Source organism: Luteimonas viscosa (assembly GCF_008244685.1).
Taxonomy (GTDB): domain Bacteria; phylum Pseudomonadota; class Gammaproteobacteria; order Xanthomonadales; family Xanthomonadaceae; genus Luteimonas; species Luteimonas viscosa.
This window is the reverse complement of record NZ_VTFT01000002.1, coordinates 408,277-434,634: the sequence shown is the minus strand read 5'-3', so window position 1 is coordinate 434,634 and position 26,358 is coordinate 408,277. Positions and strand designations below refer to the sequence as shown.

15 protein-coding genes are annotated in these 26,358 nt (G+C 68.1%); 8 read left to right on the top strand and 7 right to left on the bottom strand.

The window, feature by feature from the left end; genetic code table 11:
- Positions 1 to 6 precede the first annotated feature (6 nt).
- The 6 genes from FZO89_RS16495 to FZO89_RS16470 are packed head-to-tail and all read left to right on the top strand — an operon-like array spanning position 7 to position 11,624.
- Positions 7 to 378 carry a GPW/gp25 family protein gene (locus FZO89_RS16495; RefSeq protein ID WP_149104517.1) on the top strand — a complete coding sequence of 124 codons (372 nt, stop codon included), beginning with the start codon at positions 7 to 9 and terminating at the stop codon, positions 376 to 378.
- Positions 375 to 2,963 carry a putative baseplate assembly protein gene (locus FZO89_RS16490; protein ID WP_149104516.1) on the top strand — a complete coding sequence of 863 codons (2,589 nt, stop codon included), beginning with the start codon at positions 375 to 377 and terminating at the stop codon, positions 2,961 to 2,963. Before FZO89_RS16495 ends, FZO89_RS16490 begins: the two co-directional genes overlap by 4 nt.
- On the top strand, positions 2,960 to 5,737 hold the full coding sequence (locus FZO89_RS16485) for a putative baseplate assembly protein (protein ID WP_149104515.1): 2,778 nt from the start codon (positions 2,960 to 2,962) through the stop codon (positions 5,735 to 5,737). Before FZO89_RS16490 ends, FZO89_RS16485 begins: the two co-directional genes overlap by 4 nt.
- Positions 5,734 to 7,839 carry a hypothetical protein gene (locus FZO89_RS16480; RefSeq protein ID WP_149104514.1) on the top strand — a complete coding sequence of 702 codons (2,106 nt, stop codon included), beginning with the start codon at positions 5,734 to 5,736 and terminating at the stop codon, positions 7,837 to 7,839. The genes FZO89_RS16485 and FZO89_RS16480 overlap by 4 nt, the downstream gene beginning before the upstream one ends.
- Positions 7,840 to 7,875: 36 nt before the next feature.
- Positions 7,876 to 11,112, top strand: coding sequence for a DUF6519 domain-containing protein (locus FZO89_RS16475; protein ID WP_149104513.1), 3,237 nt, complete (start codon positions 7,876 to 7,878; stop codon positions 11,110 to 11,112).
- A gap of 11 nt (positions 11,113 to 11,123) precedes the next feature.
- Entirely contained in the window at positions 11,124 to 11,624 is a 501-nt protein-coding gene (locus FZO89_RS16470) for a hypothetical protein (RefSeq protein WP_149104512.1), read from the top strand.
- A gap of 46 nt (positions 11,625 to 11,670) precedes the next feature.
- Here the strand turns inward: FZO89_RS16470 and FZO89_RS16465 are convergent, their stop codons facing one another.
- The 4 genes from FZO89_RS16465 to FZO89_RS16450 form a co-directional block, all read right to left on the bottom strand.
- Positions 11,671 to 12,780: an NAD(P)-dependent alcohol dehydrogenase gene (locus FZO89_RS16465; protein ID WP_222928164.1), complete on the bottom strand. Its 1,110-nt coding sequence runs from the start codon at positions 12,778 to 12,780 to the stop codon at positions 11,671 to 11,673.
- 289 nt (positions 12,781 to 13,069) lie between these two features.
- A complete protein-coding gene (locus tag FZO89_RS16460) occupies positions 13,070 to 14,701 on the bottom strand; it encodes a carbamoyltransferase C-terminal domain-containing protein (protein WP_149104511.1) in 1,632 nt (543 codons plus the stop codon).
- On the bottom strand, positions 14,698 to 16,845 hold the full coding sequence (locus tag FZO89_RS16455; protein ID WP_187471232.1) for a family 16 glycosylhydrolase: 2,148 nt from the start codon (positions 16,843 to 16,845) through the stop codon (positions 14,698 to 14,700). The genes FZO89_RS16460 and FZO89_RS16455 overlap by 4 nt, the downstream gene beginning before the upstream one ends.
- A gap of 74 nt (positions 16,846 to 16,919) precedes the next feature.
- Positions 16,920 to 17,792 carry a glycosyltransferase family 32 protein gene (locus tag FZO89_RS16450; RefSeq protein WP_222928163.1) on the bottom strand — a complete coding sequence of 291 codons (873 nt, stop codon included), beginning with the start codon at positions 17,790 to 17,792 and terminating at the stop codon, positions 16,920 to 16,922.
- A 475-nt stretch (positions 17,793 to 18,267) separates the two neighbouring features.
- Here FZO89_RS16450 and FZO89_RS16445 point away from each other — a divergent pair, with 475 nt between their 5' ends.
- Positions 18,268 to 18,741: a hypothetical protein gene (locus FZO89_RS16445; RefSeq protein ID WP_149104509.1), complete on the top strand. Its 474-nt coding sequence runs from the start codon at positions 18,268 to 18,270 to the stop codon at positions 18,739 to 18,741.
- A gap of 539 nt (positions 18,742 to 19,280) precedes the next feature.
- Entirely contained in the window at positions 19,281 to 20,945 is a 1,665-nt protein-coding gene (locus FZO89_RS16440; RefSeq protein WP_149104508.1) for an NAD(P)/FAD-dependent oxidoreductase, read from the top strand.
- A 296-nt stretch (positions 20,946 to 21,241) separates the two neighbouring features.
- On the opposite strand, the gene FZO89_RS16435 is transcribed toward FZO89_RS16440, so the two are convergent.
- The 3 genes from FZO89_RS16435 to FZO89_RS16425 form a co-directional block, all read right to left on the bottom strand.
- Entirely contained in the window at positions 21,242 to 22,393 is a 1,152-nt protein-coding gene (locus FZO89_RS16435) for a PepSY-associated TM helix domain-containing protein (protein WP_149104507.1), read from the bottom strand.
- A 24-nt stretch (positions 22,394 to 22,417) separates the two neighbouring features.
- Positions 22,418 to 24,586, bottom strand: a complete 2,169-nt coding sequence (locus tag FZO89_RS16430; protein ID WP_149104506.1) for a TonB-dependent siderophore receptor — start codon at positions 24,584 to 24,586, stop codon at positions 22,418 to 22,420.
- Positions 24,587 to 24,961: 375 nt separating this feature from the next.
- Positions 24,962 to 26,329 (bottom strand): replication-associated recombination protein A, encoded by a 1,368-nt coding sequence (locus FZO89_RS16425; RefSeq protein ID WP_484496930.1) that lies wholly within the window; start codon positions 26,327 to 26,329, stop codon positions 24,962 to 24,964.
- Between the last annotated feature and the right edge of the window lie 29 nt (positions 26,330 to 26,358).

Here is a 26,358-nt window from a genome sequence, read left to right as displayed (position 1 = left end):
CACGACATGCCGCATCTCGACTTCCCCTATCGCTTCGACGGCAGCGGCCGCACCGCCGGCACCGACGACGTCGACCACGTGCGCGACCTGATCGCCCAGGTGCTGCTGACCGCGCCGGGCGAGCGGGTGATGCGCCCCGACTTCGGCGCCGGCCTGCTGCAGCTGGTGTTCGAACCCAACAGCGTCGCGGTCGCGGCCACCGCGCAGATGCTGGTGCAGTCCTCGCTGCAGCAGCACCTCTCGCACCTGATCGCGGTCGACGCGGTGCGCATCGGCAACGACGACGGCGCCCTGCGCGTCGACGTCGACTACCGGCTGCTGCGCGACGGCAGCACCGCCAGCGCCGCGATCGACATTCCCGGAGGCGGCGCGCCATGAGGTACCACTGCTGCGATCCCCGCCGGCTGGAAGTCCTGCGCCGCTCCGGGAGCGACAACGCGATCAACTTCGTCGAGGTGCTCGACCGCGCGGCGCCCCCGGGCGTGGCGCGCCAGCGCACGCTGTTCCTGCGACTGCTGCGCGACGGATTCACGCTCTCGCCGGAGAACCTGCGCATCGATGGCGGCGAACGCATCGCCCGCGTCGGCATCGCCTGGTGCGCGCCGGCGGACGCCCTGCCGGCCGAAGCGGAAGCAGGCCTTGCGAACGGCCTCGACGATCCCGCGCGCACCCTGGTGATCCGCACCGACGGCGAAGGCGACTTCTCGCGCTACACCCTGGCCCTGGTGGCGAACTCCGGCGACGACCAGCCGCCCGCCGGCTTCGATCCGCTGCTGTCGCGGATCGAATTCTCGTTCAAGGTCGAATGCCCCTCCGATTTCGATTGCGCGCAATCGCTGCCCTGCCCCACCGAGGTGGCCGCCGCGCCCGACATCGACTACCTCGCCCGCGACTATCCCGGCTTCCGCCGCCTGATGCTCGACCGCATGGACCTGCTGGTGCCGGGTTGGCGCGAGCGCTCGGCGGCCGACCTCGGCGTCACCCTGGTCGAGCTGCTGGCCTACGCCGCCGACAACCTGTCGTACCGCCAGGACGCGGTGGCGAACGAGGCCTACCTGTCCACCGCACGCCGCCGCAGCTCGGTGCGCCGCCACGCGCGCCTGGTGGACTACCACCTGCACGACGGCTGCAACGCCCGCACCTGGGTCCAGGTACGCCTGGCCGAAGGCAGCGGCGACCTAGTGCTGGCGGGCGGCACGCGGCTGCTCACGCGGGTGCCCGGTATCGGCGCGGTGATCGAGCCCGGCAGCCGCGATGCGCGCCAGGCGATGGCCGCAGCGCCGGTGGTGTTCGAGACCGCGCACACGGTCACCCTGCATGCCGACCGCAATGAACTCCTCTTCTACACCTGGGGGGATGCGGGTTGCTGCCTGCCACGCGGCGCGACGAGCGCGACGCTACGCGGCCGGCCACCGCTGGCGGTCGGCGACGTGCTGGTGTTCGTCGAAACCCGCAGCCCGACCACGCTGTCCGAGCACGATGCCGATCGCGGCCATCGCTGGGCGGTGCGGCTGACCGGGGTCGATGACACCGCAATCGATCCTTCTGGCGGCCTGTTCGAAGAGCCCGCCGTCGATGAGCCGCGCGAGGTCACCCGCATCGAATGGGCGCCGGCCGACGCGCTGCCGTTCCCGCTGTGCCTGGGCGTCGAATCGCATCCGGAGCTGGTGTTCGCGGTCGCGCGCGGCAACATCGTGCTCGCCGACCACGGCCACACGCTACCCGACGAAGCGCTACCCGAGGTGCCCGACGCGGTGCGCCGCTACGCGCCCGGCGCATCGCAGGCCGATCGCTGCGGCACGCGCGAGCGGGTGCCGGTGCCGGTGCGCTACCGCCCCTGGCTGGCCTCGCAGCCGGTCACCCAGGGTTTCGCGCTGGCGGACCTGCTGGCCGCGACCCGGGACGACACCCCGGCGCCGCTGTGGCCCGCGAGCCAGTTGCTGCCGCTCGACCCGCGGCATGCGCTGCCGCGCATCGCGCTGCTCGAGGATGATCCGCAACTGCCGCCGTGGAGCCCGCGCCACGACCTGCTCGGCAGCGATGCCGGCGCGCCGCACTTCGTGGTCGAGACCGAGCACGACGGCCGCACCCGCCTGCGTTTCGGCGACGACCGCAACGGCAAGCGTCCCAATCCCGGCACCCGCCTGCGCGCGCGCTACCGCGTGGGCAACGGCGTGTCCGGCAACATCGGCGCCGACGCGCTCGCGCACCTGGTGTTCGATCCGGCGCTGTATGCCGACGGTCCCGACCCGCCGCCCGATCCGACCGCCATCGAGGCGATCGGCAACCCGATGCCCGCCGCCGGCGGCACCGCGCCCGAGGACGTGGAAGCCGCGCGCCGCGACGCGCCGCACGCGTTCCGTACCCAGGAACGCGCGGTCACCGCCGACGACTACGCGGCCGTGAGCGAGCGCAGCCCCGAGGTCGGCCGCGCCGCCGCGACCTTCCGCTGGACCGGCAGCTGGTACAGCGTGTTCGTCAGCGCCGACCGCCCCGGTGGCGCGGCGGTCGACGCGCCGTTCCGCTCGCAGCTGCGCCGGCACCTGGAGCGCTACCGCATGGCCGGCTACGACGTCGCCGTCGACGCGCCGCGCATGGTGCCGCTGGATCTCGCCCTGCATGTGTGCGTGAAGCCCGGTTATTTCCGCAGCGACGTGCTGGCGGCGGTGGAACGCGCGCTCAGTGCGCGCCTGCATCCCGACGGCAGCCTCGGGCTGTTCCATCCCGACCGTTTCAGCTTCGGCGATCCGGTCTACCTGAGCAGCGTGGTCGCGACCGCGCAGGCGGTCGCCGGCGTGGCCTCGGTGCGCGTCGACCGCTTCCGCCGCCTGGTCAATGGCAGCGCGGCCTCGCTGGAAGAAGGCGTGATCCGGCTCGACCGGCTCGAGATCGCCCAGCTCGCGAACAATCCCAACTTCCGCGAACGCGGAAAGCTGTCGCTGTCGGCAGGAGGCGGGCAATGAGCGCACTGCGTCCCGACGCGAAGGCCGGCAGCGTCGCGCCGCCGCCGGGCAGCGAGGCCTGCGGCTGCTGCGAGGGCATCGATGCGGCCACCCCGCAGGCGCACGCCAACCGCCACGGGCTGGACGCGGTAGCCTACCGGATCGGCCGCCATCCCGATTTCCGTTCAAGCCTGATCGACGGCCTGTCCGATTCGACCCTGCTGATTGATCCCGCCGAGCCCGTCGATCCGGCGGACCCCGTCGAGCCGAAAGCCAGTCCGCTTTCGAACCTGCTCACCCGCGACAAAGACGACTTCACCCTCGGCCTGATCGACGCTTTCGCCTGCAGCGCCGACGTGCTCGCGTTCTACCAGGAGCGCATCGCCAACGAATCCTGGCTGCGCACCGCCACCGAACGCGTCTCGCTGCAGGAGATGGGCCGGCTGATCGGCTACCGCCTGCGTCCCGGCATCGCTGCCGAGACCTGGCTGGCCTTCACCCTGGAGCCGCCGCGCGAGCCGCCGCCGGGCGCGCCTAAGGAGCCGGGGATGTTCGTCACCGGCATCCCCACGCAGGTGCAGCTGGATGCCGGACTCAAGGTGCAGAGCGTGCCGGGGCCGGACGAGAAGCCGCAGACCTTCGAGACGGTGGAAGCGATCGCCGCGCGTCCGGAGTGGAGCGCGATGCGCCCGTGGCTGTCGCGCCCGCGGCTGCCGGCGATGGGCGACCGCACGCTCTGGCTGCACGGCGTCGCCACGGGGCTCAAGCCCGGCGACGCGCTGCTGGTGGTCGGCGCCGAGTTCGATGCCGACCCCGCCAGCAACCGCTGGGACTTCCGCATCCTCAGCGAAGTGCTGGCCGAACCGGACTACGACCGTACCCGGGTTTCGTGGAAGCGCGCGCTCGGTTCGCTGTCGCCGGCGATGTCGCCCGCCGGCGACGACGTGCGCGTGTACGCGCTGCGCCAGCGCGCCTCGGTGTTCGGCCATAACGCGCCGATGTGGCGGACGATGCCGCAGGATTTCCGCAACGACTACACGGGCACCACGCCGGTGTTCATGCGGGCCGCGCTCCGTATCGGTGCGGATCGCGAGCTGCACGAAATCGACAGCGTGGCCCATCCCGGCCTCTCCGCCACGCTCGACATCGCGGACGATGGCTGGCCCGACTTCGTCGTCTCGCCTGCCGGCCCCACCGCCGACGGCGGTCACGTCGACCTCGACGCCGCCTACCCCGCGATCGCGCCCGGCGGCTACGCCGTGCTCGCCTACGGCGCCTACGACGCCGCCAGCGATCCCGCGCCGGTGGACACCTATGTCGAGCTGTACCGCGTCGATGGCGCGAGCGAAGTGGCGCGCGCGGAATTCGCGCTGTCGGGCAAATCCACGCGCCTGCGCCTGGCCGGCGACCAGTACGACCGCTTCGAGAAGAAGGTCCGCACGCTCAAGGTGTTCGCACAGTCGGAGGAACTCGTCCTGGCGCAGACGCCCGTCACCACGGCGGTCTCCGGCGACACGGTTCCCGTCGCCGTGGCGCCGGACGGGCTCGAAGTCGGCCGCCGCATCATCGTCCAGGGCACTGCAACCAGCGGCCAGTCCATCGTTCACCGCGCCACGCTCACCGCCCCGGCCCGCAGCGATGCCGGCGGCGCCCTGCTCGACATCGACCCGCCCCTGCCCGCACCGCTGCAGCGCGAGTCGGTGACGGTGCTCGCCAACGTCGCCGCCGCGCGCCACGGGGAAACCGTCGCCCAGGTGCTGGGCTCCGGCAGCGCCAGCCAGGCGCACCAGCGCTTCGAACTGAAGCAGGCGCCGCTCACCTGGCGCGCCGCCGCGAACGAACTCGGCGCCGCCAGCGAGCTCACCGTGCGCGTCGGCGGCATCGAGTGGAAACAGCGCGACAGCCTGTACGGCGCCGCGCCCGGCGACCACGCCTACACCCTGCGCACCGACGAGGCCGGACGCGACTGGTTGCAGTTCGGCGACGGCGAGCGCGGCGCGCGCCTGCCCAGCGGCAGCCAGAACGTGCGCGCCAGCTACCGCAAGGGCACCGGCGCCGAAGGCAACGTGCGCGCCGAATCGCTGACCCAGCTGATGACGCGCCCGCTCGGGGTGAAAGGGGTCGCCAACCCGGGCGCCGCCGAGGGCGGTACCGATCCGGAACCGGCCGCGCACGCGCGTAGCTCGATCCCGCTCGGCACGCGTACCCTGGGCCGGGTGGTGTCAGTGCTCGACTATGCCGACTTCGCGCGCGCCTATGCCGGCATCGCCAAGGCGCAGGCGCAGGTGCTGCAGCTCGCGCATGGCCCGGTGATCGCCATCACCGTCGCCGGGCAGGACGGCGCGTTGCTCGCCGAGAGCAACCCGGTGTGGGCCAACCTGCGCGACGCGCTCACCGCCGGCGGCGACCCGCATGTCTCCGTGCGCCTGATGGGCTACGTGGCCAGCACCTTCCGCATCGGCCTGAAGGTGAAGTGCGATCCGGCGCACGACCCCGCAACCGTGCTCGCCGCGGTCGAGGCCGCCTTGCGCGAGGCCTTCTCGTTCGACCGCCGCGAGCTCGGGCAGCCGGTGCAGCAGTCCGAAGTGGTGTCGGTGGCGCACGCGGTGCCCGGCGTGGTCGCGATCGACCTCGACCTGCTCTACGGCGGCACCTCGCCCTTCGCCCAGACCCTGCCCTCGCGCCAGGTGCGGCTGCTGGCCTCGCGCATGCGGGTAGCGGGCGGCCTGCCGCGCCCTGCCGAACTGCTGACGCTGCATCCGGGTCCGCTGACGCGACTGGAGACCATGCCATGAGCCTCGATGCGCAGCGCCTCTACGAACTGCTGCCGGCCATCCACCGGATCCGCGACGATGCCCTGGGCGAGCCGCTGCGCGCCCTGGTCGCGCTGTTCGCACGCGAACTCGAGGCGCTGGAGGAGGACGTCGAGCAGCTCTACGACGACCAGTTCATCGAAACCTGCGCCGACTGGGTGGTGCCCTACATCGGCGACCTGATCGGCTACCGCCCGCTCGCCGGCATCGCGGCCGAGGTCGCGTCGCCGCGTGCCGAAGTGGCGAACACCATCGCCTACCGCCGCCGCAAAGGCACCGCGCTGATGCTGGAGCAACTGGCGCGCGACCTGCTCGGCCGGCCCGCGCACGTGGCCGAGTTCTTCGAGCAGCTGGCGGCCACCCAGTACATGAAGCACCTGCGCCCGCACGCGATGGCCACCGCCGACCTGCGTTCGCAGCCGGCGATGCGCGCGCTCGGCGGCGCCTTCAACACCACCGCGCACACCCCCGACCTGCGCGCGCCCCAGGCCACGGCCGAATCCGGCGGCGGCCGCTACAACATCCCCAACATCGGCATCTTCACGTGGCGGCTGCTGGCGTTGCCGCTGACCGGCATCCCGCTGGTGCCGCACCCGGACGATGCCGGCGGCACCCGCTTCCGGCTCGATCCGCTCGGCGCCGACCTGGCGCTGTTCCGGCGGCCGCGCAGCGAGGACTCGATCGTCACGCTCAGCGCGCCGGTGCATGTCGCCGCACCGCTGGACGTGCGCGACATGGCCGCGGCGGTGCGCGCGGCACAGGACGCGGCCGACCCAGCCACCATCGACCACGACTACGGCCTGGGCGACAGCCTGGTCCTGCTGCGCCCCGGCGCGGAAGCCGACAGCTGGGAGCCGGTGCCGGTGGCGGAGATCGTGATCGCCGATCTGCGCGATCTGCCCGGCGGCGACTGGAACCATCAGGACACCATTCCCGACGATCGCGTCGCGATCGATCCGGAACGCGGCCGCGTGGTGCTGGGCGCGAATGTCGAAGCCCCGCTGCGCGCCAGCTTCCACCACGGCTTCGCGCGCATGCTCGGCGGCGGCGAGTACGAACGCGTGCCCGAGGGCGAGGCGCTCGCGCTGCAGGTGGAGGCGATGGCCGGCGAAGCGTTGCAGCCGCATCTCGACGCGATTGCCGCCGGCGGCCGCCTGCGCATCGGCGACAGCCTCACCTACACCGCGCCCACCACGCTGACCGTGGACGCGCCCGCCAATCCCGACGACGACGCCACCGTCGTCGTCGCGGCCCGCAACGGCGCGCGCCCGTTGCTCGCTGCGAGCGGCGACATCACCCTCGACATCGGCGCCGGCGCCAGTCTCGTCCTCGACGGCCTGGTGATCTCCGGCGGCGCGCTGGTGCTGCCCGACGCCGGCGACGACGCCACCCGCACCCTCGTGCTGCGCCACTGCACGCTGGTGCCGGGCCTGTCGCTGCTGTCCGACGGCAGCGCGGCCTCGTCCGGCGTGCCCAGCCTGGTGATCGAACATCCCTTCGCCAACGTGCGCCTCGAACACTGCATCACCGGCGCCCTGCGCGTGGCGCCCGGCGCCGAGGTCGAGCTGGTCGACTGCATCGTCGATGCCGGCACGCCGACCGCCGTGGCCTACGCCGCGCCGGACGACGCCTCCGCCGGCGGCGCCCTCACCATCCGCGACAGCACCCTGGTGGGCAAGCTGCATGCGCGCACCATCGAACTCGCGTCCGACACGATCTTCCATGCGGCGCTGGCAGAAGGCGACGACTGGCTCGCGCCCGTGCGCGCACAGCGTACCCAGCACGGCTGCGTGCGCTTCTGCTGGCTGCCGGCGGACTCGATCGCGCCGCGCCGCTACCGCTGCCTGCCCGACGACGCGCACCCCCGCGTGCGCCCGCACTTCAACGCGCTGCGCTACGGGCAGCCGGCCTACATGCAGCTGCGCGCCAGCACGCCCGCGGCGATCCTGCGCGGCGCCAGCGACGAGGGCGAGATCGGCGTGATGCACGCCCTCGCCCAGCCGCAGCGCGAAGCCAACCTGCGCATCCGCCTCGACGAATACCTGCGCCACGGATTGCGCGCGGGCCTGTTCCACGCCACCTGATCCTGCCTTCCGATCTGCCTTCGATGGAGTCGTCCCATGGCCACTGACCTGTCCCGCATCCGCCACGATCCCCTGCTCGACTGGTCCGGCGTGCAACTCAAGCAGGGCGGCGTGCTGCTCGATGCCGATGCCAACGAACTGGTTGCCGTGCTCGACCGGCGCCTGCGCGCGCTCGCCAGCGACGTGCTCGGCCGTTCCACCGTATCGCAGACCACGCCCGACGCCTTCCGCATCACGGCAAGCGGCGGCGGCCTGCAGATCGGCCGCGGGCGGATGTACGTCGACGGCCTGCTCGCCGAGAACCACGGCGGCGGCGAGGCCGCGTTCGATCCGTTGCTGGCCGAACCGCACGCGCTCGATCCGCTCGACTACACCGCCCAGCCGTATCTGACGGACGCGCCCGACCTGCCCACCGCCGGCCGCCGCTTGGTCTACCTCGACGCGTGGAACCGCGAGGTCACCGCGCTCGAGGACCCGTCCCTGGTCGAAAGCGCGGTCGGGGTCGACGCCAGCTCGCGCCTGCAGACGGTGTGGCAGGTGCGCGTGCTGGACTCGCAGCTGGGCACCGGCGCCAGCTGCGCCACGCCCGACGGCGAACTGCCCGGCTGGAGCGCCCTCACCGCGCCCAGCGAAGGCCGCCTGACCACCGGCACCTACGAAGTCCCGCCGCTCAGCGACCCCTGCGAGCTGCCGCCCACCGGCGGCTACCGCGGCCTGGAGAACCAGCTCTACCGCGTCGAGATCCACGACCCCGGCCTGCCCGGCGGCGGCGCCACCTTCAAGTGGTCGCGCGAGAACGCCAGCGTCGGCGCGCGGGTGGCCGCGTTCGTGTCGGCCACCGAACTGGAACTCGAGACCCTCGGCCGCGACGAGGTGCTGGGCCTGCGCGACGGCGACTGGGTGGAGATCCTCGACGATGCGCGCGAGTTCGCGCAGCTGCCCGCCGAGATCCGCCGCATCTCGATCGAGGATCCCGGCAACCGCCGCGCCACGTTTGCGCCCGCGCTGCCTGCCGACATGCTGCCGCCCGCCTTCCCCGACGACGCCCTGCCCGCGCAGCGCAACCTGCGCGTGCGCCGCTGGGACCAGGCCGGCAAGGTATTCCGCGTCACCGGTGCCGGCAACACCGCGCAGTTGCAGGATCTCGATGCCCCCGGTTCCACCGGACTCATCGCCGTGCCCGCCGCCGGTACCGAGCTGATCCTGGAACACGGCGTCACCGTCTCCTTCGCCAGCGCCGGCACAAATGGCTTCAAGCGCGGCGACTGGTGGACCTTCGCCGCCCGCACCGCCGACGCCAGCGTGGAACCGCTCGAAGCGGCACCCCCGCGCGGCACCCACCACCACTACGCGCGCCTGGGCATCTGGGACATCGCCTCGGGCAGCGTCAGCGACTGCCGCACGCCCTGGCCGCCCGGTGGCGGCGACGACTGCGGCTGCAGCCAGTGCGTCACCCCCGAATCGCATGCCAGCGGCCAGCTCACCATCCAGGCCGCCGTCGACCGCCTGCGCGACCGCGGCGGCACCGTCTGCCTCACCCCGGGCAACTACGCGCTGCAGGAGCCGGTGTTCCTGCGCGGCGCGCGCGCCATCACCATTCGCGGCCAGGGCGCCACCACCATCGTCACCGCCGCCGGCTCGGCCTTCGTGGTGGAAACCGGCATGGCACTCTGCATCGAGAAGCTCTCGGTGCTCTCGGCCGGCCTGGAATCCGCGATCCGCATCCAGACCGCGCTGGGCGTCACCCTGCGCGAGCTGATCGTGTTCGCCTACGACGGCATCCGCGACCGGCGCAGCGCCGCCGTGGCGCTGTCGGGCCTGTGCGCGGGGATCACCCTCCGCGACAACCTGTTCGTCGCCCCCGACGGCATCCGCACCGAGACCGCCAACGAAGGCGCCCCCGCCTTCGCCCTGCTCGGCGCGCTGGCGATCGAGCACAACATCCTCGCCTGCCAGCGCAACGGCATCGTGTTCGACGGCAGCGTCGGCCACCTGTGGGACAGCCGCATCGGCGACAACCAGTTCACCGACTGTCCGTCCAACGGCATCCGCGTGCTCGGCCTGGCCACCGCCGGCAGTTCCCTGCGCGTGGAGGGCAACAACCTCAACCTCACCGGCCACGGCATCGTGTGCGGCACCGGCAACGCCTGGATCGAGAGCAACCGCGTGCACGGCACCGGCGACACCCCGCACGTGGACGGCAACGACGGCATCGCCCTGGTGCCCGGGCTCGACCGCGCCGGCGCCAGCCAGGTGCACGTGCTCGCCAACCAGGTCAGCGGCTTCCGCAACACCGGCATCGCCATCCGCGCGCGTATCGGCGACCTCATCGCCAAGCTCAACGTGGTGCGCGATTGCGGCAACGGCATCGTGATGGCCGAGGACGCCGAATCCGACTCCGCCAGCATCGAGAACAACCACGTGCGCGACATCACCGGCGCGCCCGGCGATGCCGATCGCGCCATCGTCGCCGGCATCTCGGTGCTGCGCACCGCCGCCGCCACCATCGCCGGCAACCAGGTGCGCGACATCGCCCGCAACGCGCAGCAGCGCATCTCGCTGTCGGCCGGCATCGTCGCCACCGGCGTCACCCGCTCGCGCATCCACGGCAACGAGGTGAGCGGCATCGGCCCGGTGGGCGACTTCAACGGCGCCGGCGTGGGCCTGCTGGTGCAGGCCCCGCTCGACCGCACCGAGATCGCCCACAACCAGGTGCAGCGCGACGACCAGACCCAGGCCGGCAGCGGCGCCTGGTATGCCCTGCTGGTGGGCGGCGTGGCCTCGCGCGGGGTCAACGACGCCGGCGCCGTGGCCGACCTCGACCTCACCGCCGCCGCCGCGGCCGTGCACCACACCGTCAACGTCTCCACCGTGCGCCTCGACACGCGCCGCACCCTGGTGCTGTCCGGCGACCGCGCCTACATCGCCACCGCCGCCACCGACCTGCTGGCCGCCTCGGTGCTGGCGCGCGGCTCGGTGGCCACCGTGATCGGCAACATGCTGATCGCGCGCGGCGGCTCGGTGGCGGTGGAAGTGCGCGCCGGCGGCGAGATCATGTTCAGCGACAACTGCTGCGAACTGTTCGACAACGCCCAGAACCCCGCCGTGCGCCTGGTCGCCCCGGTGCTGGTGCTAAACGCCAACCGCGTGCGCAGCGTCACCAAGCCCAGCGTGCAGCTGGTCAGCCAGTCCGTGGCCGCGCTCGGCAACATCACCACCCACGGCATCGATCCCCTGCCCACGCAGTGGCAGCCGTTCAACCTCAACGCCTGACGGAGCCCCCCATGCGATTCCTCGTGATCAAGCAGGACACCTCGCTGCAGGCGCTCACCGCCCAGCTGGTGAAGGACGGCGACCACGCCCCCGCCGCGCTCGACCGCCTGCGCGCCCTCAACCCCCACCTCGACCTGCAGCGCGTGGGCAAGGGCGCCGTGCTGCTGCTACCCGACTCGCCGAGCTACCAGGCAGAAGGCGACAAGGCCGGCGACGACGGCTTCGACCTCTTCGCCAAAGAGGTGACCACCGCCCTGCGCGACGGCACCACCCGCGCCACCGACGCCCTGGTCGCGAACGAGGCGCAGGAAAAGGAGTTCAACAAGCTGTTCAAGAGCGCCGCGATCAAGAAGCTGTCCGACGAGGACACGGCGCTGCGCGGACGGCTGGACACGGTGGCCACCCGCGCGAGCGCGGCGGCCAAGGTGTCGAAGGAGGTGGCGCCGCAGCTGCAGGCGTTGAAGAAGGGCGCGGCGGAGGAACTGAAGAAGCTGCGGGGGTTGCTGGGGTGAAACCCGTGGCGGCCCCTCCCGTCCGCCACCGGCCGAAGCGGGACGACTAGTCCCCCATCGTGATCAGGCTCTTGCCGCGCGTGCGGCCCTGTTCCAGGAATTCGATGGCCTGGGGCACCTGGTCCAGGGGAAAGCGCCGGTCGATCACCGGGCGCACGCTGCCGGCTTCGAGCATGGTGCGCAACACGGCCAGGTCGTCCTTGTTGGCGCTGGCGAACAGCGTCACCTGGGTCTGGCTGGCGAAGGATGCGGTCAGCCGGGTGGCCAGCATGCGGCCCACGGGACCGATCCACGGGTTGTCCTTCGGCCCGGTCACCATGACCAGGGTGCCTTCCGGCTGCAGGGCCGCCCGCAAGGCGGCGACCGGATGGTTGCCGACGTTGTCGATCACCAGGTCGTAGCGCGGGCCGCCGCGGGTGAAGTCCTCCTGCGCGTAATCGATGGTGTGGTCGGCGCCGAGCGAGCGCACCAGTTCCGTGTTGCGCGCACTGCTGACGCCGGTCACTTGGGCGCCGAGGGCCTTGGCGATCTGCACCGCGAAGGTGCCGACGCCGCCAGAGGCGCCATTGATGAGGACCTTCTGCCCGGGCTGCAGCCGACCGGCATCGCGCAGCGCCTGCAACGCGGTGATCGCCGCGATCGGAACGGCGGCGGCCTGTTCGAAATCGATGTTGTCGGGTATCTGCACCACGCTTCGGCTCGCGTCCACCACGACGTACTCTGCGAACGCTCCGCTGGCGGCCCCGAAGACCCGGTCCCCGGGCTTGAAGCCGTCCACGGCAGGCCCCACCGCCTCGACCGTGCCGGCGAAATCGACGCCGGCGCGCGGATTCTCCGGCCGACCGAAGCCCGAAGACAGGCGCATCACATACGGCTTGCCATGCAGGTAATGCCAGTCCAGGGGGTTCACGCCGGCGGCGCGTACGCGCACCAGCAATTCGCCCTCGGCCGGGACCGGCCGCGGCACGTGTTCGAGCCGCAGCGCCTCGGTCCCCCCGTAGCAATGCACGCGGATCGCCTGCATCGAGTCGCCGGTCTGCGACAGTGCGGCAGCAGGCGGACAGGCCGCATCGCGACTGAGGACCACGGCGAACACCACGCCCGCGGCGGTCAGCACGCCAAACAATCCCAGCAGCAGCCTGTTGCGTCGACGCATGATGACTTCCCCGGAATCGGACCCCTGGCGCCCAAAGTGCGCCGATGACCGCGCGCCCGCGCGTGCCGATCGTCCACGTGCCAATCGTCATTGCGTTGCAAGGCCCGATACGGAGGTGGTGGCGCCGCAGCTGAAGGCATTGAAGAAGGGGCGGCGGAGGAACTGAAGAATTTGCGGGGGTTGTTGGGGTAGTCACCGGCCCGCTTGCGGGGATCCGTCTTGACTAGAGGCCAGCAGCGACTGTCCGCTACCGGCCAAGAGCGGGCGTTCGTCATCGCACAGGCGATTGTCAGGTCGCTGCAATAATTTCGGGAGGCTCCACGCATTCACGCAGGTATCCCTGGTACCTCATAGACGATTTCAGCATAAAAATCCGTCCCTCGACCACAAACCCGTCAAGCTGATGCTGCAATGTGTAAGCCGAAAGTTCGGACATCGAGTTAATGAAGCCTTTGGCTTTGAAATTCAGAGATGTATTGCACAACACGCCATAACCCGTCAGCGCCTTGAAGGCACTCAGCAACCCGAACAACGGAGGATTGGTCCGCTCCGACACCGTCTGGATTCGCGCAGTACGGTTTACATGGGTCACCGCGGCCAGCCCCTCCGTGGAGGCACTATACGTGTAAAGCATGAAGGGGCTTGGGATCGTGCACCCAAACCACTTCTCAGCTTCATCCTCCAAACACGCGGGAGCAATTGGGCGAAACTGCTCGCGCTGCTTAATGACGTTCAGCCGTTCTTTCGTGCTCGACCTAAATGGGGCTGCCAATATAGATCGATTACCAAGGGCGCGCGGCCCGATCTCGTAGCGGCCGCTCACCCATCCGACTATCAAGTCACGGGCCAGCATTGCGGCAACTGTCGCAACGTTCGGCTTCCACTCATCGAACTGAGCGCTGTCAACAGGCTCGTCGAACTGAAAAGCCAACCCAGAATATACGTCCCACGTAATTTTTGCGTTGCGGGTAAAATGGAACTGCGCATCAACAGCAGTGCCAATTGCTGAGCCAGAATCGTTTGCGACTGGGGGGACGAACACGTCGCGAAACAATCCTGACTCTCTCCACTTCGTGTTCCAATCGCAGTTAAGCGCACAGCCTCCCGTTATCAACAACGGCATGCCCCGCCTCAGATTCGCCGCTGCGAACTGATGAAATCGGTCGAACAAACGGTCGCTGAATATGCCTGAAAAGTTGCGAAATTCAGGGTCTTCCAGCCCTACGTTGTAGTACCGCATGCCTTTCAACGCTTCAAGCTCGCACGGCCTAAGGTGCTGGCAATCCTGTAAGAGAAAAGATGCAATTTTCTCTTCTTCACTCGATGGCAGGCTTCTTGTCGAGAACGAAGCGAGGGCCATTAGCTTTCCGGCGTCAGAAAGTCGGGAGAATTCCGCTGTGTTTTTATCGAATGTCGGATCAGCTAATGCGTAGAGCATGGCGTAGCGATGGCCAGGCTCCGGCATCACCTCGCCAATCTTCGTCACGTTTAGTTCTGTATCGATCTCGTAAAACGCCCCGATAACGCCCTCCCAAAGCAGCGCGTAGCAGGGGGTGCCCATCGGTAGATTGGACATTCCAAACGCGCACAGAAGATGCGAGCGTTCATGGGACGATGAGAAGAAGTCGACAGTCTTTCCCAGAAAACGCTTCTTGCTCACAAGCACCTGACTGTAATCGCTTCCGCGGTAGCCGGCGCCCTCTTCCGACCAGCGCGGAGAGTCGCCGGGCCACCAGCCTCCTTTGCATAGCACGTCGGGAACGGCATTCAGCTCGGCAAGTGCATCGAATGCATCGGGAACAGCTAGCGATGAATGCCGGTACTTCGACCCCTTCTCGGCCTCCATTGAGAACAGCAAGCGGCCATCTTCGACATACGCAAATGCGCCATCGTGGCCAGGGTTGTAGGAGAGTATTTTCATGGGGCAACTCCGGTGACAACTGGCCGGTCCGGCGCTGTGAGAAGTCGATCCTCTTGCCAAAGCAACGACGGGGCGTGCGCCATTGCGCGAATCGACTGAACTTGGACGATAGACGGAAGCCGTCGTGGGTTAAGCCGCCCGGCAAGCTGAGTGGAACGAGAAGGCCAAGTGTTGAAGTGCAGTTTCATCGGCAAATGTGGAATCGGGGTTGGATCCCAGAGCACACGCCGATGAACTAGTCGATCATCAACCCACCATCGGATCTCCCACGGGGTCCACTCGATGGCATACCGATGCAGCCCCTTCGAAGCGTCGAAGCCCAATTCGATGTGGCTTGGAGCACCTCGGTAGCCGTAGTCGAACGGAGCGCCTTCTCCGCCGGGGTTGTAGAACACATTGACAATGAGGCGATCCGGCATATTGCCGGCAATTTCAATATCGATTTCTTGATGCGGGGAGTTTCGATGAAGAAAGAAGCCTGTGACTACCCCTGGCACGCTTGACGCCCGGAAAGTTGATTCGAACCTCCCGAACAGGTGATCAGCATGACTGGTCAGGGCGCCTGCGCTGTACTGTCGAACACCTAACATTTCTCGTCGTATCTGGATCATTGCGCCCCCAACACCGTCGAACTCGACGTTCAGCGGACGGAACAAGGCCAAGTTGCTCGTGAACGTGTCCGTACGTGCAGTCCAGCGAAGCGGGTCCAGTCCCGCCGAGCAATCGACCTCGATCCAATGGCCGTCGCTCTCCGGCGCTGGCGGTTCAACCCGAATACCTAGCCAACGGCTACGACCCGACTCAACAACCCACGGGGAGCGGTCCCGTTCAGGCATCGGGCGCCCTTTGGCGCTGACAGGTTGCGGGCATGCTTCGACAGTGTGGCGTTGCCCCAAGTCGTCTAATTTTGGGAATGAGCATGCAGGGGGGGCGCACCTGAGGTACTCGCAGAGAATCCGCCAAGCGTTGACGTTCTCAGGATCAAATACGATGACGTCCGCGACTTCGAAGCCGGTCGAAATACTGCGAACGGCTTGGCTAGCGGCGTGACTTGAGGAGGCCGTCACGATGAATTTTGCCTGGGGATAGCTGCATCGAATCTCGCCGATTATCGGTTCGAGGCACCCCACGTTAACGTACGCATCGAAGACCCGATCAACGCTGCCTTCGCGAAGCAGCTTCAACTCCTCGAACGGCAGGTCCTCCAGATCGCTGCAGCATCGGTACCCGAGCATGGACAATGCCATCGCAAGAGACGTTAGGCCCGAATTAGCTACGCCGAATGCAAAAACGGGCCGCTGACTCGGACGAGCGTGGAACAAAGCCGCGCCCTCACTGTTGATCGCACCGATTGTAGAGAGGGCGGGAAGAATCGAGTAAGAGTTTGCCGAGAAGGCGTCTCTTCTTTGGGGGGCAATCGAACGTTTCGTTGCGATTACATTCAGTACGCTGAACTGTTGATTGATCCAAAGATCGACTGGTCCACGACAGGGCAATAAACGAAGAAGCTTCTCTGCGCCCCTTCGGGAAATAATGTATCCGGACAGGTGCCACAGGCCCCGCACTGGCTTGAACGCATGGGTCGATACAAAAGCTTTCGGAGCGCCGTGCGTCGCCTCCGCGTAAGAAATATAAAGTAGGTCAAATCCCTCGTGATTTCCTTCTGCGGTCGCGACATCCTTCCAGACTTGGTCCAGATGATGTGCAAAACGCGGGTGAAACCACACGTCGTCTTCTAAGACGAGAACATGTTCTTGCGCCCCTTGCGCAATGCGCCTCCAAACCTCAATATGAGATCTAGCAACAGCTACCTCAGCTCTGCTCATTCGAATCGGCGCGTCAAGCTCAAATCGCGTTGGAAGTGTCTGCGGTTGAGGCTCGACAAAAAGCTGGTCTGCCAGCGTGTAATAAGGATCCACGTCCGCGTCTTTCGGGGGCTCCTGCACAAACGCCCTCGCATCCACGGCAGCGTACCGTTCCGTGAGCCTTAGAAGATCATTGCCGAATGGATCTCGTATGCGTTTAAGCTCTTGCTTTACGCGGGACCACCGATCTGGCTCACGGTCGAGGTTGATCACGTATATTTTTTCAATCGTCTGAACCTTCGCATCCCGTCGAATCCCGAACGCGTTGGAGGTCTGCATTGGAAGGATTCTGCGCAGGGCGTGGCCCAAGCGAGAAGCTAGCCGAATAGCCGCCAAGCGTGTACGTACTGGATTCATTGCACGTCCGAAGTCGGGGGTGCCATGTATTCTTGCTGATTGGACAGCCTCCAGTTTCTTGAGTCATTGCGGTAGCTAAGCGGCCACTGACTAGTGGATATCAGCTCCCAATCGTGTACAACCATCATCGCGTCAGGCGCGCATCCCTCGCTAATTACCTCGAACACTGATCGGGTGAGATTTCCCGGCCCCGTCGTAGCCTGGACCTCGGGCAAGCTGTTCGCGCAGCCCATTTCTAGAGACACCGTGGCGTTAAGAAGCGCTCGTTCAATGATGGGATGACGACGTGATGCGATCAGAGGCGTCGTATTGAAGTAGAAAATCCACCCAGGTTGATTGGCTCCCGGTTCAGTAAATATCGACGGCGCCACCATTTGAGACGTTGCCACGTCATAGCAAAACGGCTGGAGTTTCACTCGTCCATCCATGAACAGTTCGTCAATCGGCGCTCCGTGGTAAACATCATCAGCATCGATGTAGAACCCCCCTTCCACAAAGACGTATGAGTAACGAAAGTAGTCTGACATCATTGAAGGGTGATAGCACTTGTTGAAGGCGTCTTCATAGCGAGTTCCTAAGCGATTGCGGATGAAGGCGCTCGCAGAGGTTTTGTCGAACACCTCCAACGTAAATCCGATTCGTTTGAGTTGTTTCCAAGAATCCATGCAGGTTCTTACGTCGTCAGGTAATCTCTGTAGGTCGTCCCAAAACTGCACAATCCGTTTTGGAGTGGGACCAGCCCACATCGCCGAACAGAGCGATGAGCATTCATGACGCTGCACCATTTCGCGGACGAAATCTGAGCGCGCACGTTCCGCGGGTCCCAATGGATCGGTCTCTACAGCTTGGTTCACTCGTTCTTCGTTCAAGTGCGTATTCCATTCTTTGACGTGGCCGGTCAAATGTCCACGCGGTCAATCGACGAGGCGACGAGAACTGCGCCCCCCCTTGTCGGTATTGAGACGGCGCGAAGCCATTCTGGCTGACAATGGCTTTCGCATCATTTTGCGACGTTTACCGTCCCATCAATAGTATGCGCCGGCGCGCCAGCACGATCAGGCTCTGACAGACGCATCGAAGCTCCCCATTTCGCTTCCGCATTCGCTGCACGAGTTTCGTATGATCACAAATCGGAACGCAATGCCCGCAATCGATCATAGCGGCCCATCCCGCGACCACCATTCCTCCCTATTCTCTGGCAGACTCACCCCGCACCCGCCGCCGGCCCTGCCGGCGCTCAGATCGTTCACGCCACAGGGAAGCGGCGGGGCGGTGCCGTTGGGCTTGCAGGCACGCGGGGCGTGCCGGCCTCGGCATCCCACATGGAATGCAAAGGAGAATGCAGTGAGCCAGGATCTGATCGACCTCACCCTGTCCGAGGCCCAGTTGTCGGCGGTGGACAATGCCCTGTTGGAGCTGGAAACCCAGCTGTCGGGCCTGATCGCAATGAGCGTGCAGCAGCGGCGCAAGCTGATGCGGATGGGCGACAAGTCCGAATCGTTCTGCCGGCAGACGCTGAGCGTGCTGGGGCAGAACCCGCAGGTGGTGCCACCGAGCCTGAAGCTGGCCGCCGCGCAGTCGGACCTCGCCACCCTCGACGCCCTGCGCCCGCGCCTGCAGCGGCTGCAGCGCCTGGCCGAACGCGCGGTGGACAGCGAGACCGCGCTGGGCAGCGACATCATGCGCTGCGCGCTGGATGGCTATGCCCTGCTGAAGGTGGCCGGCCGCAACCAGGGACTGGAAGGGCTGCGCAAGGAGATCGGGACGCGGTTCGCCAAGGGGCCGCGGGCATCTGAGGGGGCGGAGGACGCGGCCTGAGGGCTGGCAGTCGCCAGGGAGTCACGGGGCCGCGCTTGCGCGGCCCTTTTCGTTGGGGACGCGGGGCTTTGGGCGGCAACGGTGAGGGGTCGAGGGATTCCGGTGGGCTGGCCGAGTGCGACGGAGCGGCTTCGAGGGGCTGCCGAGAGCCTTTCGGCTCCTTCGATGAGGGGCCGGCGCTGGGCGCCGGGCGGCCGGCCATCAGGCGAGACCTCGCGGGAGTCAACGCTGACGCTTTTTTCGTCATCCATGCGCCTGCCGGCCTCGACGTTGGGGCTTTTCGGTGCACGGTCCAGGATCGACGGGTTGCGGGTGACCTACGCCGGGCATCGCTGGCATTTGAAGCGGCAGCTAAGGCGTGGTGCGCCACGGTCGCGCGGGGTCTGCCGCCGGCCAATGGGGAGCGCATGCATTCGCGTCGACCACCTGCCCTCACCCCTGCCCGAGCGTGGCCGGATGAAACGATGTCTCCCGGGCTCCCCGCCCCGGGAAGGACCCTGTCGTAAGCTACCCAGCCTGACAGCACGAAGGTTGGAACGATGGCGGAGCCGGTACCTGCTTCTTCGACGGAAAATGTGGATTTTGTCGACGTCGCCATCCTTGGCGGCGGCCTTGCCGGACTCACGCTTGCCCTGCAGCTGCGCCAGCGCGACCCCTCGCTGGCGGTCACGGTACTCGAACGCCGCGCCCACCCCGTGCGCGAAGCCGCCCACAAGGTCGGCGAGTCGACGGTCGAGATCGGCGCGCATTACTTCGCCGATGTGCTCGGCCTGCGCGAGCATCTGGAGACGGAGCAGGTCCGCAAGTACGGGCTTCGCTACTTCTTCACCGATCGCGAATACGACGTGCAGGACTGCAGCGAGATGGGCGTCAGCAGGCTGCTGCCCACGCCGTCGTGGCAGCTCGATCGCGGCCGCTTCGAGAACTTCCTGGGCGATCGCGCGCGGGAGATGGGCGTGGATTTCCGGGACCAGGCGGTGGTGCGCACGCTGGAGTTGTCGGAAACCGATGCGCCGCATACCGTCGCCTTCGATCACGCCGGCGAACGCCGGGTGCTGAAGGCACGCTGGGTGGTCGACGCATCCGGCCGCGCCGGCCTGATCAAGCGCAAGCTCGGCCTGGCGATGGCCAATGACCACGATTGCAATGCCGTGTGGTGGCGCATCGATGGGCAGTCGGATCTCGACCAGTGGTCCGACGATCCGCGGTGGCGCGACCGCTTCACGCCCGCGCGCCGGGTGAACTCGACCAACCACATGTGCGGGCCGGGCTACTGGTTCTGGCTTATTCCGCTGGCATCGGGTTCGCATTCGCTTGGCATCGTCTGCGACGCGAAGATGCATCCACTCGAGACCATGAACACCTTCGACAAGGCCATGGACTGGCTGCGCACGCACCAGCCGCGCGTCCACGAAGCGCTCGACAGACCGGACTACACGCTCCAGGACTTCCTGTTCCTGCGCCACTTCTCGCACGGTTGCAGGCAGGTGTATTCCAGGCACCGCTGGGCCCTGACGGGCGAGGCGGGGCTGTTCCTCGATCCGTTCTACTCGCCGGGCAGCGACTTCATCGCGATCAGCAACACCTACGTCTGCGAACTGATCGGCAAGGACCGCGCGGGCGACGCCATCGCGCCTTATGCCGAGATCTACCAGCAGCTGTATTTCTCGTTCTACGAGAACACGCTGACGCTCTACCAGGACCAGTACCCGATCTTCGGCCACCCGCAGGTCATGCCGATCAAGGTGCTGTGGGATTACGTGTATTACTGGTCGCTGCTGGCGCCGCTGTTCTTCAGCCGCCGCCAGGCCGACCTGTCGATCCTCGCCAGGCTCAAGCCCGCATTCGCCGAAGGCCGTGCCCTGAACCTGGCGATGCAGGCGCTGCTGCGCGAATGGGGCACGCGCGATGCGACGCCGGACCTGCGACTGGCGCGTGGCTTTGATCAGTACCAGGTCGAGTGGTGCCGCGAAATGAACGGCGGGCTCACCGACGAGCTCGACGACGCCGCCTACCTCGCACGCACCCAGCGCTCGATGGCGGCGATGCGCCAGCTCGCGTCCGAGGTGCTGGCCCTCGCGCGCGCTGCGATTCCGGAGATCGGCGACCACGGCCTCGACACGCTGCTGGCGAAGCACGACAGCCGTGCGCATGCGCCGATGTTGCCGGTGGACTGGTTCGCGTCGGTGGCCGAAGCCGCCTGAGCCGTCGACCAGCGTCGGAACCCGGCTGATCCTCGAAGCCGCTGCGGCGTAAACGGCGCGCCCTCACCGGCGGGCAGGCCGCGCTTGCTCAATCGCTGCGCTGCGCAGTCGCGTGGCCTTGCGCGAACTCCGGGAAGGTCTCCGCGAACGGAACGCGTCCGGCCGGGCGACCGGGGCCTGCTAGCGCAGCAGTTCCTGCGGCAGCAGCACGAACGCGATGAGCACCAGCGCCAGGCACACCCAGCGCCATGCGCCCATGCCGCGCCAGGCGGCCTTCCATGCGTCGCGCGGCGCGGTCATGCGGCGGCCCCGGACTTTCCGGACCGTCGCGCCGCGGCGCGAAGCACGTCGGCCACGCGCAGGCCGTAGAGGTAGGCGCCGGTCAGGCTGAGCGTGGTGAGCAGCAGCCCGAACACGAACCAGATCACCTGCGTGAGCAGGCCGCCGAAGGTGCCGAAATGCAGGGGATCGGCCATTTCGGAGATGCGGTGGTGCCCGTCCAGGTCACCGGCGGTGCGGCGGCCGGTGATGGCGTGGCCGCCCGGGTCGAAGCCCAGCGCGTTGGCGCGGTCGCGCACCAGCCATGCCTCGGCCTGGCCCTCGATCACCAGGCCGCGCGTGGACAGCGCGAGCCTGCGCACCTCCAGGCCCGGCCATTCGCTGCGCGCCTGCGCGATGGCGCGGTCGATGGCCGCGGGGGTGATCGGCGTTGGCACCTTGGCGTCCGCGTCGGCCGTCTGTTCCGGCAGCACGTCCGGCTGGCCGCCGGCGCCGCCGCCGAGCGATTCCACCAGGTACCAGCCGCCGGTGACGGCGATCAGGGCGATGAACCACAGGCTCCACACGCCGGCCAGCCGGTGCACGTCGCCCCAGAAGCGGCGCTGGCGTTCCGGACGCGGCATCGACAGGAAGCCGCGCCACCATTTCTTGTAGATCACCAGGCTGGTCACCAGCGTCACCAGCAGGGCGATGGAAAGCGCGGACACGATCGGCACGCCGAACTTCACCGGCATCATCAGGTGGCGATGGGTGTTGCGCAGGAAGCGCTGGGCGTTGAACCAGTGGGTGTCGCCGGTCACCGTGCCGCGATACGGATCCACCCAGACGAAGCGCAGCCGGCCTTCGCCGGTCTTCATGCTGGCCATCGCCGCCGAGCGCGGACCCTTGGGTGCGGACAGGCCGTTGAGGGTCCAGTCGGGATGGGCGCGCTGCACCGCACCGACCATCGTGCCCCAGCTGGCGTGCTGCGGCCCGGGCGAGACGCGCATCTGCGGATGCAGCGCCCAGTCGATCTCGTGCGAGAACACCGCCAGGGTGCCGGTGAGGCAGACGAAGGCCATCAGCACGCACAGCTTCAGCCCGACCCAGCTGTGCAGGTCGAACCACACGCGCCGCCTGCCCTTCGCGGGCATGGCGGCGACGGCTGCGGATGGCGGGGCCGGTGGCATGCGCTGGCTCGTTCGGCCCGTGGGTCAGAAGCGGTAGCGCGCCTGCAGGTACAGCCGCCGCGGCTCGCCGGGGAAATGCCCGGTGCGTTCGATGAAGCCGCTGGCCGCGTAGACCTTGTCGAACAGGTTCTTGATGTTGGCCTGGAAGGTCCAGTCGCGCCATTGCGTCTGCCAGCTGGCGTCGAAGATGGTGTAGGCCTTGACCGCCTGGCCCTCGAGCGAGACGCGCTCGCCGACATGGTCCACGCCGAACGCGATCGACGAGGCGATGGCCGGCAGGTCGTAGCGGGTCCAGAGGCCGAGCTTGTGCCGCGGCGCGTTGGCGAAGCGGTCGCTGTCGCCGGTGGTGTTGCCGGCGGCGGCCGGGTCGCCCTCGAGCACGCGCGCGTCGTTGTAGCCGTAGGCCAGGTTGAGCACCCAGCGCTCGGTAAGATCGGCCAGCAGGTCGAGCTCGAAGCCGTCGCTGCGCACCAGGCCGAGCGCGGCCAGGTCGTCGACGCCGTCGTTGCCGGCGTCCTCGCCGGTGCCCTGCACCACGTTGCTGCGCTCGATCCGGTAGACCGCGGCGTTGAGCGTGATGCGCCCGCCGGCGAGGCTCGACTTGGCGCCCATTTCCCACTGGCGGCTGCGCTCGGGATCGAACGGCCCGCCGGCCAGCGGGTTCTGGCTTCCGGCCGACTGCGGCGAGTAGCCTGTCGCCATGCTGGCGTAGAGGTTGACCGCGTCGGTCGCCTCGAACGTGGTGCCCACGCGCCAGGTCAGGTCGTTGCCGTCGATGGCCGTGTCGGCCACGCGATTGGTGTCTTCGAAACGGTCCCAGCGCAGGCCGGCGAGCACGTGCCAGCGGCCCAGGTCCATCTGGTCCTGCAGGTACAGACCGTCCTGGCGGCTGCGGGTGCGGGTGGCGGGGCGGAACGGCAGCGTGTCGAGGCCGTAATCGGCACCGCCGCTCAGGCCGTACACCGGGTCGAACAGGTCCAGCCCCGGCACCGGGCCACCGCGTTCCACGCCCGTGGCGGTGCGGCCGATGAAGTAGGCGTCGAGTTGCGAGATCTCGCCGCCGAACAGCAGGGTGTGGGCGATGCTGCCGGTGGTGATGTCCAGGGCTGCGTGCCCGGCAGTCGCCAGCCCTTCAACGTCGCGCGCCTGGTCGCGGAACTCGCGCCACACCGTGCGCCCGTCGGCGGCGATGCCGCGCGACTCGTGGTACTGCTGGCGCTCGGCGTTCTCGAACCAGCGTACGGCGAGGCTGACATCCAGGGCATCGGTCGGTGCCGCGGTGTAGCGGGCCAGGCCGATGCGGGCGTCGAGTTCGAGGTAGTCGGTGGGTTCGTTGGTGTTCCACTCGCGGTCGGTCAGGAAGACGCCGTCGTCGCTGGCCGGCACGCCGCGCAGCCTGTTCGCGTCCAGCTCCTGTTGCAGGTCGGTGTACTGGAGCAGCAGCTCGCCGGTGTCGCCGACATCGAATGCGAAGCCGACGTCGCCGATCAGGCTGTCCTGCGAGGTGTTGTTGCGGAACCCCTCCTCGTGGTCGACGTGCACGCCGACGCGGTAGCGCACTCGTCCCGCTGCATCCAGCGGACCGGAGGCCTCGATCGAGGCCGCGCCGTAGTCGAAGTTGCCGGCCTGCAGGCGCAACTCGCGCTCGGGCAGCGCGGTCGGCTTCTTGGTGGCGTAGTTGATGACGCCGCCGGGATCGCCCGAGCCGTACGCCGCGCCGGCCGGCCCCTTGAGCACCTCGACGCGCTCGATGTTGAACAGCTGCGGCACCGAGAAGCCCGCATAGGGGTCGCCGCGCAGGCCGTCGTACAGCACGTTTTCCTGGCGGAAGCCGCGCAGGACCACGCCGGCGTAGCTGAAGAAGCTGATGCCGCTGATGTTGCGGTAGAGGTCGGTCACCTGGTGCGCGCCCTGGTCGTCGATCAGGTCGCGGTTGATCACCTGCACCGACTGCGGCACCAGTTCCAGCGGGGTATCGGTGCGGGTCGCCAGGCTGGTGTCCTCGGCCTTGTAGAGGCGCTGCGCACGACCGACGACGCGCACGGCATCCAGCTCGGTGGCGTCGCCGTCGGCGGAGGAAACCGCCGTCGCCGAGGTGGCGCCGGGCGCGTCCGGCTGCTGGGCGGCCGCCGCGAACGGCGCCAAGGCCAGGATCGACGCGATCGAAAGGGTGAGGTGCGAACGACGGGTCATCTTTGCGCCAGTAGCCGTGAAGAATGCGGATGTTAATGATAATGATTCCTAGCATCAAGACAAACGCATGCTCCACTTGGCCCCCGGACCCAGTGCGCATCGGTGAACCGGAGCCCCGGTGAGGAGCCAAGCGGATCTCGAGGGCGACTGCCGCGCGTCGCTGCGGTCAGACGCTGTCCGCCATGGCGTAGGGCCCGGCGAGCGCGAAGCTGTTCGGGCCGCGCCGGACAATGACCTCAGGCACTGCGTGCTGGACGACTCGGCGGTGTGCAGGTCGCAAGCCGTCATGCACCCCGGCTGCGGTCCCTCGAGCCCTCGGCTGGCGGGAGCAAGCGTGCCCTGGCGCGTGTCCGGCCAGGCGCGACGAGCAAGGAACTAGCTGTCGTCGGCCGGGGGCTCGCGACGCTCCGCCCGCGCCCGCCGCAGCGCATCGAGCTTTTCCTTGAGCTTGAGCTCCATCCCGCGCGCCACCGGCTGGTAGTAGACGCGCTCGCCCATGGCGTCGGGGAAGCCGGTCTGGTCCAGGGCCACGCCGCCTTCGCTGTCGTGGTCGTACTGGTAGCCCTTCGAATAGCCGAGTTCCTTCATCAGCTTCGTTGGCGCATTGCGCAGGTGCATCGGCACGTCCTGGGTGCCGTATTCGCCCACGTCGCGCTTCGCGGCGCCGAAGGCGCGGTAGGCGGCGTTCGATTTGGCGGTGCTGGCCAGGTAGATCACCAGTTGCGCCAGGGCGAGGTCGCCCTCCGGGCTGCCGAGGCGCTCGTAGGTGTCCCAGGCGTCGATCGACATCTGCAGTGCGCGCGGGTCGGCCAGGCCGATGTCCTCCACCGCCATGCGCGTCATCCGGCGCGCGAGGTAGATTGGGTCGCAGCCGCCGTCGAGCATGCGCGCGAACCAGTAGAGCGCGGCGTCGGGGTTGGAGCTGCGCACCGACTTGTGCAGTGCCGAGATCTGGTCGTAGAACTGTTCGCCGCCCTTGTCGAAGCGGCGGGTGCGGTCGGCCAGCACCTGTTCGAGCACCGCATCGGTGACGGTGCCGCCCTCGCCCGCCAGTTCGGCGGCGATCTCCAGCAGGGTCAGGCCGCGGCGCACGTCGCCGTCGGCGGCGACCGCGATCAGGTGCAGCTGGGCCTGCTCGATCCGCAGGCCGCGGCCGCCGAGGCCACGTTCGCCGTCATCGAGCGCCTGTTGCAGCGCGAGTTCGATGTCGTCGGCCGACACCGCTTCCATCACGTGCACGCGACAGCGCGAGAGCAATGCGGAGTTGAGTTCGAACGAGGGGTTCTCGGTGGTGGCGCCGACGAAGACGATCGTGCCGCGCTCGATATGCGGCAGGAAAGCATCCTGCTGCGCCTTGTTGAAGCGGTGCACCTCGTCGACGAACAGCACGGTGCGGCGCCCTTCGGCGAAGCGGTGGGCGGCTTCGGCCAGCACCTGGCGCACTTCGGGCAGGCCGGACAGCACCGCCGAGACCGAGCGGAACTCGGCATCCGCGTAGCGCGCCAGCAGCAGCGCCAGCGTGGTCTTGCCGCAGCCCGGCGGGCCCCACAGCACCATCGAATGCACGCTGCCGGCCTCGATCGCCTGTCGCAGCGCGGAGTCCGGCGACACCAGCCGCCGCTGCCCCACCATCTCCTCGAGCGTGCGCGGGCGCATGCGCTCGGCCAGCGGGCGCAGTGCGGTGCGGTCGACCGTCAGCAGGTCGCCGCGGTCGTCGGGCGGGGTGGCTTTGGTGCGTGGCACGGGGAAAGCAGCAGGCGGAACCGGGAACG

Bases quoted from the DNA above. Each gene is read 5' to 3' on its own strand.
- FZO89_RS16495 (WP_149104517.1), top strand. From the start codon at position 7: ATGCCGCATCTCGACTTCCCCTATCGCTTCGACGGCAGCGGCCGCACC.
- FZO89_RS16490 (WP_149104516.1), top strand. From the start codon at position 375: ATGAGGTACCACTGCTGCGATCCCCGCCGGCTGGAAGTCCTGCGCCGC.
- FZO89_RS16485 (WP_149104515.1), top strand. From the start codon at position 2,960: ATGAGCGCACTGCGTCCCGACGCGAAGGCCGGCAGCGTCGCGCCGCCG.
- FZO89_RS16480 (WP_149104514.1), top strand. From the start codon at position 5,734: ATGAGCCTCGATGCGCAGCGCCTCTACGAACTGCTGCCGGCCATCCAC.
- FZO89_RS16475 (WP_149104513.1), top strand. From the start codon at position 7,876: ATGGCCACTGACCTGTCCCGCATCCGCCACGATCCCCTGCTCGACTGG.
- FZO89_RS16470 (WP_149104512.1), top strand. From the start codon at position 11,124: ATGCGATTCCTCGTGATCAAGCAGGACACCTCGCTGCAGGCGCTCACC.
- FZO89_RS16465 (WP_222928164.1), bottom strand. From the start codon at position 12,780: ATGCGTCGACGCAACAGGCTGCTGCTGGGATTGTTTGGCGTGCTGACC.
- FZO89_RS16460 (WP_149104511.1), bottom strand. From the start codon at position 14,701: ATGAAAATACTCTCCTACAACCCTGGCCACGATGGCGCATTTGCGTAT.
- FZO89_RS16455 (WP_187471232.1), bottom strand. From the start codon at position 16,845: ATGCAGACCTCCAACGCGTTCGGGATTCGACGGGATGCGAAGGTTCAG.
- FZO89_RS16440 (WP_149104508.1), top strand. From the start codon at position 19,281: ATGGCGGAGCCGGTACCTGCTTCTTCGACGGAAAATGTGGATTTTGTC.
- FZO89_RS16435 (WP_149104507.1), bottom strand. From the start codon at position 22,393: ATGCCACCGGCCCCGCCATCCGCAGCCGTCGCCGCCATGCCCGCGAAG.
- FZO89_RS16430 (WP_149104506.1), bottom strand. From the start codon at position 24,586: ATGACCCGTCGTTCGCACCTCACCCTTTCGATCGCGTCGATCCTGGCC.